The 10,008-nt window shown below is 70.5% G+C and carries 10 protein-coding genes; 5 read left to right on the top strand and 5 right to left on the bottom strand.

All coding sequences use genetic code 11. The annotated features are described in order from the left end of the window. The 4 genes from IZR01_RS44945 to IZR01_RS44960 all read left to right on the top strand — a co-directional run. The coding region (locus tag IZR01_RS44945) for an ABC transporter permease (RefSeq protein ID WP_228561293.1) at window positions 1-849 on the top strand (849 nt) is incomplete at its 5' end. After that, window positions 846-1,715 carry an ABC transporter permease gene (locus IZR01_RS53870; RefSeq protein ID WP_194927403.1) on the top strand — a complete coding sequence of 290 codons (870 nt, stop codon included), beginning with the start codon at window positions 846-848 and terminating at the stop codon, window positions 1,713-1,715. The genes IZR01_RS44945 and IZR01_RS53870, both read left to right, overlap by 4 nt. Beyond that, window positions 1,712-2,752, top strand: coding sequence for an ABC transporter ATP-binding protein (locus tag IZR01_RS44955; RefSeq protein WP_194898235.1), 1,041 nt, complete (start codon window positions 1,712-1,714; stop codon window positions 2,750-2,752). The genes IZR01_RS53870 and IZR01_RS44955 overlap by 4 nt, the downstream gene beginning before the upstream one ends. A gap of 122 nt (window positions 2,753-2,874) precedes the next feature. Beyond that, window positions 2,875-3,534: a class I SAM-dependent methyltransferase gene (locus IZR01_RS44960; RefSeq protein ID WP_194898236.1), complete on the top strand. Its 660-nt coding sequence runs from the start codon at window positions 2,875-2,877 to the stop codon at window positions 3,532-3,534. On the opposite strand, the gene IZR01_RS44965 is transcribed toward IZR01_RS44960, so the two are convergent. The 3 genes from IZR01_RS44965 to IZR01_RS44975 form a co-directional block, all read right to left on the bottom strand. Further along, window positions 3,427-4,311 (bottom strand): phosphatase PAP2 family protein, encoded by an 885-nt coding sequence (locus IZR01_RS44965; RefSeq protein ID WP_194898237.1) that lies wholly within the window; start codon window positions 4,309-4,311, stop codon window positions 3,427-3,429. The two genes, IZR01_RS44960 and IZR01_RS44965, sit on opposite strands and share 108 nt — an antisense overlap. Then, window positions 4,308-5,366, bottom strand: a complete 1,059-nt coding sequence (gene lgt, locus IZR01_RS44970; protein ID WP_228561294.1) for a prolipoprotein diacylglyceryl transferase — start codon at window positions 5,364-5,366, stop codon at window positions 4,308-4,310. Before lgt ends, IZR01_RS44965 begins: the two co-directional genes overlap by 4 nt. 574 nt (window positions 5,367-5,940) lie before the next feature. Continuing rightward, a complete protein-coding gene (locus tag IZR01_RS44975; protein ID WP_194927404.1) occupies window positions 5,941-6,447 on the bottom strand; it encodes a MarR family winged helix-turn-helix transcriptional regulator in 507 nt (168 codons plus the stop codon). A gap of 126 nt (window positions 6,448-6,573) precedes the next feature. On the opposite strand from IZR01_RS44975, the gene IZR01_RS44980 reads away from it, so the two are divergent. Further along, on the top strand, window positions 6,574-7,233 hold the full coding sequence (locus IZR01_RS44980; protein ID WP_194927405.1) for an NAD(P)H-dependent oxidoreductase: 660 nt from the start codon (window positions 6,574-6,576) through the stop codon (window positions 7,231-7,233). A 5-nt stretch (window positions 7,234-7,238) separates the two neighbouring features. On the opposite strand, the gene IZR01_RS44985 is transcribed toward IZR01_RS44980, so the two are convergent. After that, window positions 7,239-7,658 carry a TIGR03618 family F420-dependent PPOX class oxidoreductase gene (locus IZR01_RS44985; protein WP_194927406.1) on the bottom strand — a complete coding sequence of 140 codons (420 nt, stop codon included), beginning with the start codon at window positions 7,656-7,658 and terminating at the stop codon, window positions 7,239-7,241. Window positions 7,659-7,721: 63 nt separating this feature from the next. After that, on the bottom strand, window positions 7,722-10,008 hold a 2,287-nt coding region (locus tag IZR01_RS44990), incomplete at its 5' end, for a sensor domain-containing protein (protein ID WP_194927407.1).

Raw genomic sequence — 10,008 nt, forward strand, 5'->3', positions numbered from 1 at the left:
CGCCGCACCCGCCGCCGCGACCTCCTCGGCCTGGCCCCGTTCGCGGTCTACGTCGCCGTCTTCCTCGGCGCCCCGGCCTACGCCGTCATCACCGCCGCCTTCCAGGACAACGCCGGCCACGCCACGCTGTCGAACGTCACCGCCGCGGTGCAGGACCCCTACCGGCACTCCTTCGTCGTCAGCATCGAACTGTCGGTGCTCAGCGCGGTCCTCGGCGCGATCCTGGGCCTGGCGCTCGCCGTGGCGGTGTCCGGCGCGCGACGCGACGGCCTGGTGCACCGCGCGGTCACCACGGCCTCCGGCGTCCTGGCCTACTTCGGCGGCCTGCCGCTGGCCTTCGTCTTCCTGGCCACGCTCGGCCCGCAGGGACTGGTCACCCGGTGGCTGAACAGCGCCGGCTACAACCTCACCCAACACGGATTCGTGTTGTGGAACATGGCCGGCCTGGTCCTGGTCTACCTCTACTTCCAGATCCCGCTGATGCTGCTGGTGATCTTCCCGGCGCTGGACGGCCTGCGTCCGCAGTGGGAGGAGGCCGCCCGCAGCCTGGGCGCCTCGCGCCGGCAGTACTGGCTCCGGATCGGCGGCCCGCTGCTGGCGCCGCCGTTCCTCGGCGCGCTGCTCCTGTTGTTCGCCAACGCTTTCGCGGCCTACGCGACCGCCTACGCGCTGAGCACCGGCAGTGTGCCGCTGGTCCCGATCCAGATCGGTTCGGTGATGTCCGGCAACGTGCTGGCCGGGCAGGCGAACGTCGGCAACGCCCTGGGCCTGATGATGATCGTGGTCGTCGGTCTGGTCATGGTCGCCTACACGCTGCTCCAGCGGCGCACGGCGAGGTGGCTGCGGTGACCGCCGTCGTCTCCGATCCCGCCGGGACGCAGAGCCCTGCGACACGCGGCCCGGCCGCCGGCCGCCCGCGGCCGCGTCGCCCGCGCGTCGGCCGCACGATCCTGCTGCTGCTGTTCGCGGCCTACTTCTTCGTCCCGCTCTACGCCGCGGTCGACTTCACCCTCGGCGGCAGCCGCCGCAACATGGGGCACACGCTGTCGGTCTGGACCGGCCTGGTCCACCAGGACGGCTTCACCACCAACCTGATGACCTCGCTGAAGATCGCGGTCGGCACGGTGGCGCTGCTCCTGATCCTGATGGTGCCCACGATGGCCTGGCTGCACCTGCGGCTGCCGCACATGCGCCGGGTCATGGAGGGGATCTGCCTGCTGCCGATGGCGATCCCGGCCGTGGTCATCGCCAACGGCATCCTCGGGGCCTTCAAGTCCTGGCCGCAGTCGATCACCGGCTCCTCCTGGATCCTGATCCTGGAGTACGTGATCCTCGCGCTGCCGTTCACCTACCGCTCGCTGGACGCCGGGCTGTCGGCGATCCCGCTGGCCACCCTGGTCGAGGCGGCGCGCAGCCTGGGCGCCAGCTGGCCGACCACCCTGTGGCGGGTGGTCGTGCCGAACATCCGGACCGCCATCGCCTCGGCCGGCATCCTCGGCGCGGCGCTGGCCCTGGGCGAGTTCACGATCGCGAACCTGTTGCTGCTCAACACCTTTCCGGTCTGGACCGACCAGGCCGGCCAGCAGGACGGCGAGGTGGCCACCACCGCCGCGATGCTCATCCTGTTCCTGTCCTGGCTGCTGCTGATGCTGGTCTCGCAGCTGGGCCGCGGCCGTGCCGCGAAGAAGCCCTCGAAGTTGCGGAGAAGCAAGTGAGTGCCCCGTCCGTCGAACTCGTCAAACTGAGCCGCTCCTTCGGCGGCGTCGCCGCGCTCGACGGCCTGGACCTGACCGTCGAACCGGGCACGCTCACCTGCATGCTGGGCCCCTCGGGCTGCGGCAAGACCACCGCGCTGCGCATCATCGCAGGGCTCGAACACAGCGACGGCGGCGAGGTGCGGGTCGGCGGCCAGGACGTCGCGCGGGTCCCGGCGAACAAGCGGGACATGGGCATGGTGTTCCAGTCCTACAGCCTGTTCCCGAACCTGGACGCCCGCGACAACGTCGCCTTCGGCCTGCGGATGCGCGGCTGGAACGCGGCCAAGCGCCGCGAGCGGGCCGGGGAGCTGCTGGAGCTGGTCGGTCTCTCCGAGCACGCGTCGAAATACACGCACCAGATGTCCGGCGGCCAGCAGCAGCGCGTGGCCCTGGCCCGGGCGCTGGCCGTCGAGCCGCGGGTGCTGCTGCTGGACGAGCCGCTGTCCGCGCTGGACGCCGTGGTTCGGGTGCAGCTGCGCGAGGAGATCCGCTCGTTGCAGACCCGGCTGGGCATCACGACCGTGTTCGTCACCCACGACCAGGAGGAGGCGCTGAGCGTCGCCGACCAGGTCGCGGTGATGCGGGCCGGCAGGCTGGAGCAGTGTGCCGCCCCGGCCGAGGTGTACGCGAACCCGGCGACGGCGTTCGTCGCGGAGTTCATCGGCACCATGAACCGGCTGCCCGGCACGCTCAGCGCCGACGGCAAGAGCGTCGAGGTGGCGGGCCGAAGCCTGCCGGTGCGCGAGCCGGGATCGCGATCCGCAGGGGTGGTCGCGGTTCTGATTCGGCCTGAGGCGGTCCGGTTCGAGCCGGCCGAGGAGGGCCCGGCCACGGTCCGGCAGGCCGGGTTCCGCGGGCCGATCACCCGGATCACGGCGGTGCTGCCGGACGGTACCGAGGTGCTGTCCGACGTGCCCAGCGCGGCGGCTGCCGACCTGGGGCCGGGGCGTCGGGCGGAGCTGGTGCTGGACGAGGTGCCGGTGATGGTGGTCTGACAGCTTGATGGTGGTCTGAGACCTCGGCTCTGACGAGCTCTCAGGCCCTCATGCGGTGCAGCCCTCACGCGGTACACGAATAGCCCTTGCAAGCCACTCACGCAGCGGGCAGCGTGTACCGCGTGGACCTGACCGGCGATCCGGCGGGGCGTGACGAACAGCCGGAGGGCCGGGACGTGGCGCGCTTCGACGCGTGGGCTCCGGCCTACGAGGCGAGCGCGTTGCAGGACGTCTTCTACGCACGCCTGCATCACCGGGTCCTGCGATCGGCGTCCCGCGCGGCGCCGGAGCCGAACCGGATGGTCGACGTCGGCTGCGGCACCGGCCGCCTGCTGCGCACCGCCGCCGCCGAGTTCCCGGACACCCAGCTGGTCGGTGTGGACATCTCGGCCGGGATGCTGGCCCAGGCGCAGGCGATCACCGAGCCGGGGGAGTGCGACGCCTTCGTGCGGGCCGATTCCACGGCGCTGCCGTTCGTCGACGCCGCGTTCGACGTGGTGACGTGCACGGCCTGCTCGCATCACTGGCCGGCGCCGGGGGCGGCGCTGGCCGAGGTGCGCCGGGTGACCGCCCGCGACGGGCTGCTGGTCCTGGCGCACCTCCAGGGGGTCGCGCAGTGGGATCCGGCCGGCGCCGGACACGTCCGGCGCCGGGGCGTGCGCATCTCGGCCGGGCTAGCCGTCCCGCTGCTCGACAGCGGGTTCCGGATCACCGACGCCGCGTTGTTCGCCGAGTGCCCCCTGATGCCGGTCACCGTCGTGCTGAGCGCGCGGCGGCGGTAGCGAGGCCTTCGCGGTGCGGCGGCGCCACAGCCGGCCCGCCAAGTGGTGGATCGCGAACGCGGCGGCCAGGGTCAGCGCGCCGCCGACCGCGTCGGCCACGAAGTGGTTGGCGGTGCCGATGATGGCGGTGAAGGTGAACAGCGGGTAGAACAGGCCCGCCACGCGGATCCAGCGGTGCCCGGCGTACTTGTAGATCATGACCGCGCACCAGCCGGCCCAGGCGATGTGGTCGCTGGGCATGGCCGCGTACTGGTTGGAGACCGACTGCATGGTGGGGGAGGCGAACGAGCCCCAGGTGTGGTGCTCCACGTTGGTGTCGATGAACCCGTGGCCGGTCAGCAGGCGCGGCGGGGCCATGGCGAAGAAGTAGAAGCCGATCAGGCTCGACAAGATGACCAGGAACAGGACCGTGCGCGCGGAGCGGTAGGCCTGCGGGTGGCGGACGTAGAGCCAGACCAGGACCCCGATGGTGATGAAGAAGTGCAGGGTCGCGTAGTAGTAGTTCAGGCCGACGATCAGCGGCGTGATCTTGTCCAGCGCGTGGTTGACCGTCAGCTCTATGTCGATGTGCAGACTGTGCTCGGTACGCAGGACCGACGCGGCCCGGCGCATCGCGACGTCCTTCTGGCCCGGGACGGCGTCGCGGGTGATGGTGTACAGGCTGTAGCCGATGACGACCAGCGCGAGTTCGGTCCACAGCTTGGGGCGGGCCTGGCGGTTCTGGCCGAACAGGCGCCGGCCGGCGTCGGTGGTGCGGGCCGCGAGGGTTCCGGTCATTCGTCAGCCTCGCGGTCACGCGCGGCTGACGTGGTCGCGGGGGTTTCTGCGGGGTCCTTCTCGGGGTTTTCCGTGGGGTCTTCTTCGGGGCTTTCTTCCGGAGCGGGATGGTCGTCCGGATCGGTCGGGGTGTCTTCGGCTGCTGCGGTGTCTGCGGTGTCTGCGGCATCCGCCTCTTCGGCGTTGGCGTCCGACAGCGCTTGCGGGGTGTCGAGAACGGTCGCTGTGTCGTCGGACGTGTTGGCGCCTGCCGTCACCATTCCCGGCCGGTCGCGGCGCAGCCACAGGTAGGCCAGGGCGCCGAGGAAGACGATCAGCGAGACCCAGTCGTTGAGCCGCAGGCCGCCGAACCGGTTGGCGTGGTCGTCGCGCAGTGCCTCGACCACCGAGCGGCCCGCGGTGTAGGCGGCGACGTAGATCGCGAACAGCCGGCCGCGGTTCGGGTGCCACTTGCGGTCGATCCAGACCAGCAGCAGGGCCACCGCGGCGTCCCAGATCGACTCGTACAGGAAGGTCGGCTGGTAGAACGCGGCGTCCGGGGTGTTCGGCGGCCGGTGCGCGGGGTCGATGCGGATCGCCCACGGCAGCCCCGAGGGCCGGCCGTACAGCTCCTGGTTGAAGTAGTTGCCCCAGCGCCCGATCGCCTGCGCCAGGATCAGCGCCGGCGCCATCGCGTCGGCGAAGTCGGCGAGCTTGATCCCCTTGCGCCGGCACCCGATCCAGGCCCCGACCCCGCCGAGCGCGACCGCGCCCCAGATCCCGAGCCCGCCGTCCCAGATGTAGAACGCCTTGATCGGGTCCTCACCGGACTTGAAGTACAGCTCCGGGTCGGTGATGACGTGATAGAGGCGGCCGCCGACCAGCCCGAACGGCACCGCCCAGATGGCGATGTCCACCACGTCCTCACGGACCCCGCCGCGCGCCGCCCAGCGCTTGCCGGTCCACATCACCGCGACCACGATCCCGAGCAGGATGCACAGCGCATACGCCCGGATCGGGAACGGACCCAGATGCCACACACCCTGCGACGGGCTCGGCAGATACGCCAACGTCATCGCCGCGACCACCCCTGCTTGTTCTCCCGGCCGCGCCGGCCGTTCCGCCGCGGTGCGTCCTCAGAGACTACATCGGAGCCAAAGATGTTCGGTGACCGAAGTATCGGTGACCCTGATGGCGGTGAAGACATGCCCTGACGCTACTCAATTTGGTGGTCACTGCGCTGCTTTTGGACGTTGAGGTGGCTGGGTCGGGAAGTGGGGCGCTAGATAACTGGCCCCACAAGATTTGTTGCCACCCAGACGACACAACCACGCTCAACAGGGGCAGATAGAACAGGTACTTGGCAAATCGGGGTGTTGGTGGCCGAGGATGTTGTTCATCTCGACCAGAATCTGCCGGGGAGTCTGGGGCCTGGAAGTGGGGCGCGCCTTGAGCTGGAGACTCGACCGGAATCCGCCGGGGGCGTCTGCGGCCGGGATTGTGGCGCGCGCTGAGCCGGGCTCTCGATCAGAACCTGCCGGGGAGTCTGCGGCCGGGAGTGTGGCTCGCGCTGAGCCGGGCTCTCGATCAGAACCTGCCGGGCAGTCTGCGGCCGGGATTGTGGCGCGCGCTGAGCCGGGCCCTGATCGCCTACTGCCGCCCCGGCAGCGCCGCATTCGGGTTCGTCGCCGGATTCGGATGCGTTGCCGCGTTCGGGTCCAGCGCCCCATTCATCGCCGCCAGCACTCGAATCGCCGCCTGAACATCCCCCGGCTCGGCGTCCGGCAGCACCGCCACCTTCTCCCGCTCGAAGGCCGCGTCACCGCGCCGTACCAGCGCGGTCCCGGCCGGCGTCAGGCTGACCACGTTCTCCCGCCGGTTGTGCGCGGCGGCCTGCACGCTCATCAGCCCGGCCATGACCGCGCTGTCGATCTGTCGGCTGACCGTGCCCTTCGTCAGTCCCAGCCGGTCGGCGACGGTCTGTTGGTTGAGCGGACCCGGGTGCGCGTCGACGACTGACAGGACCAGGAACTGGGCCAGGGAGATGCCGATCTCGTGCTGGAACAGGGCCTCGCCGGCGCGGTCCATCAGGCCGGCTACGCGGCGGACGAGGTACCAGAGCGTGGCCAGGTCGTCGGGGAGGGGCGGGTCGTCCATGGGGTCAGGATAGCGCGTTGTTTGACAGGCAACAGTTTGAAGTGCAACTGTTGCAAGCGAAACAATTGTGCCGCATCCGGCGCGACGGCCATCAGCCCACCACTGACGTACTGACGGGGAGTTCCCATGCATGTCCTGATAGTCCTCGACCACCCCTACACCCTCGCCTCGGCCGAGGACGTCCCGCATCGGCGCAGCTTCACCGCCGCTGTGGCCGCGGCGGCGATCCGGGGCGCGGAGGCGGCCGGGCACGAGGTCGACCTGATCGACCTGGCCGCCGACGGCTTCGCGCCGGCGATGACCGCCGCCGACCTGGCCGCGTGGCGGACGGCGCGCGTCGTCGACCCGCAGGTCGCCGACTACCAGCGCCGCCTGCTGGCCGCCGACCACCTGGTGTTCGCGTTCCCGGTGTGGTGGGAGGCGATGCCGGCGGCCACCAAGGGCTTCCTGGACCGGGTGCTCACCAAAGGCGTGCTCTTCAAGGAGCTGCCCGAGGGCAAGGGGAACCCGTTCCGCAATCTGATGACCCGGCTCGGCGCGGTCACGGTGCTGTCGGTGATGACCACGCCGGACAAGGCGTACCGCTGGTGGTACCGCGATCCGATGACGAAGATCCTGTTCAAGGGGACGTTCGGCAAGATCGGCGTCAAAAACCTGACGTGGGTCAACTACGACCGGGTCACCGACAAGACGCCGGAACAACGGCGCCGGATGCTGCTGGACACGGAGACGCGCTTCGCCAAGCTCGCTCCGGCCCGAACGGCCGCGGACAAGACCCGCGTTTGATCAGTTCAGCTCGACGCCTCCGGCAGCGGCACCTTCACCGACCCCAGCACCCGCCGCACCTCGATCTCGATCGCCACCCGCAGCGGGTTCGGCCTGGGCTCGCCATACCGTTCGGTGTACCGCCGCTCCGCCTCGGCGACCGCCTCCGGAACCGAGTTGATCCGGGCCACACCCTCCAACGTGGTCCAACGCGCCCCGTCGACCTGCGTCACCGCGACCGGCAGCGTGCCCGCGGCGGCGATGCGCCGGGCCTTGGCACTGGTGCTGCTGGTGATGATCCGGGCCAGGCCGGTGGCCGGGTCGTAGACGACGCCGACGGGTACCAGGTGCGGAGTGCCGTCCGGTCGGACCGAGGCCAGGGAGCAGATGTGCCGCTCGGTCCAGAACGCCATCGGGTCGGTGGCGATCGAAGCGGGGCCGGGCATGGATCCTCCAACGCGACAAGGCTGACAGTGCTCTATCAGCGCCATGGGCTTACAGGCAGGCACTCACAGACAGGGCACCGCTCCGACCGTCGCCCAGCTCCGCAACAGCTCCCCGAAATCCTCCGCGCTCAGCGGCATCGAGAACAGGTGCCCCTGAGCGAAGTCGCAGCCCAGCTCCAGCAACCGCGCCCGCTGCTCCGGCGTCTCCACCCCCTCGGCGACGACCTTCATTCCCAGCGCGTGCGCCAGCGTGATCACCGCGACCACGATCGCGTCGTCGCCCCGGTTCTGTCCCAGCCCGCTGATGAACACGCGGTCGATCTTCAGCGTGTCGACCGGGTTGTCGCGCAGGTGCCCGAGCGAGGAGTAGCCGGTGCCGTAGTCGTCCAGCGCGATCTTGATGCCGGAGCCGGAGAACGCTTCCAGCGCCGAGCGCGCAGTCAGCGACGCCTCGTGCACGGCGGTCTCGGTCACCTCCAGGCAGATCCGCCCCGGCGGCACGCCGTGCCGGGCGATGGTCTTGGTGACCTGGCAGACCAGGTCGGCGTCGTGGGACAGCTGGCGGCTGGACAGGTTCACGGCCAGCAGCGGCAGCCGGGTGCCAGCCGACTCGGCGGATCCAGCGGACCCGGCAGACCCGGCAGATCCAACGGACCCGGCAGACCCGGCAGATCCAACGGACCCGGCGGATCCAGCAGATCCAGCAGATCCAGCGGATCCAGCCGATCCGGCAGATGTCGTCACCGCCCGCGCCCCGACCGGCAGCGAGTCATTCCACTCCGCCAGCTGCCGACACGCCTCGTCCAGCACCCACCGGCCGATCGGCACGATCAGCTGAGTCTCCTCGGCCATGTCCAAGAACGCTGCCGGGGCCAGCAGCCCGCGCTCCGGGTGGCGCCAGCGGATCAGCGCCTCGGCACCGGTCAGCCGGCCGTCCTCCAGCGCCACGATCGGCTGGTACACCAGGGTGAACTCGCCGCGCTCGACGGCCTGGCGCAGGTCCTGCTCCAGGTTCATGCGGTGCACGGCCCGCTGGTGCGTGGCCGGCTCGAAGAACCGGTAGCCGCCGGCCACCGTGCCGTCGGCCTTGGCCTGGTACATCGCGGCGTCCGCGTCGCGCAGGAGTTCGTCCACGGTGGTGTCCGGGCCGGGCGCCAGGGCTATGCCGATGCTGGTGCGGACGTGCATCTGCTTGCCGGCGCAGCTGAACGGGCGGATCAGGCAGTCGATGATCCGCTCGGCGATCGCCGCGGCCTCGGCGTGCCCGGCCACGTTCTCGCACAGCACCACGAACTCGTCCCCGCCGAACCGCGCGACCAGGTCGCCGCGCCGCACCGCGGTGCGCAGCCGGTCGGCGACGGCGGCCAGCAGCTCATCGCCCGCGGCGTGCCCGAGGCTGTCGTTGACCAGCTTGAACCGGTCCAGGTCCAGGAACAGCACGGCCAGCCGGTCGCGGTCGGCCGCGCCCAGCTCGATCGCCTGCCGGATCCGGCTGACCAGCAGCGTCCGGTTCGCCAGCCCGGTCAGCGGATCGCGCACCGCCTGCTCCTCCAGCGCCTCCTCGATCCGCCGCCGATCGGTCAGGTCCCGGCAGACGGCCAGCACGCTGGTCACCTCGCCGTCCCAGCCGAGTTCCGGCACGAACCGGGCGTGCAGGAAGCGCGACTGCCCGGCGATCACGACGTCGAACTCCCGCTCGGTGTTCTGCCCGGTGGCCAGCACGTGCCGCAGCGACTCCTCCCACACCTTGAGGAAGTCCTCGGAGTACCCGCGCTCCCGGCTGGTGTGGCCGAGCATGGCGTTCGGCGTCGACCTGATGATCGTCGCGGCCGCCGGGTTGGCGTAGGTGCAGCGCAGGTCCCGGTCGAACCGCGCCATCAGGTCCGGGCTGGTGTCGATCAGGGTCTTGAGCTCGCGCCCGACCCGGTCCAACTCCTCGGTCCGCGACTTGAGCTCGCGCTCGGCGATCTTGCGCGCGGTGATGTCCCGGCTGATCCCGAAGGTCCCGATGACCCGCCCGTCGAAGTCCCGCAACGGCTGCTTACTGGCGCTGAGCGTCTCCTCGGCAGGCGTGCCGGCCCGCAGATGCGGCTCCTCGAAGTCGGTGATCGCCTGGCCGGTGGCCATGATCTTCTTCTCGGTCGCGAACGCGGCGGCGGCGTGCTCGGGGGTGAAGTAGTCGCGAACCGTCTTGCCGATCATCGCGGCCGGATCGGTGCCGCTGAATTCGGCGGCACTGTCGCTGACGCGCAGGAAGCGGGAGTCGCGGTCTTTGAAGTAGATCATGTCGGCGCAGGCCGACAGGAGGTTGTGCAGGCAGATGCGGTCGAGTTCGGCCTCGTCGATGGGG

Source organism: Catenulispora pinisilvae (genome assembly GCF_015356865.1).
In the GTDB taxonomy this organism is placed as follows: domain Bacteria; phylum Actinomycetota; class Actinomycetes; order Streptomycetales; family Catenulisporaceae; genus Catenulispora; species Catenulispora pinisilvae.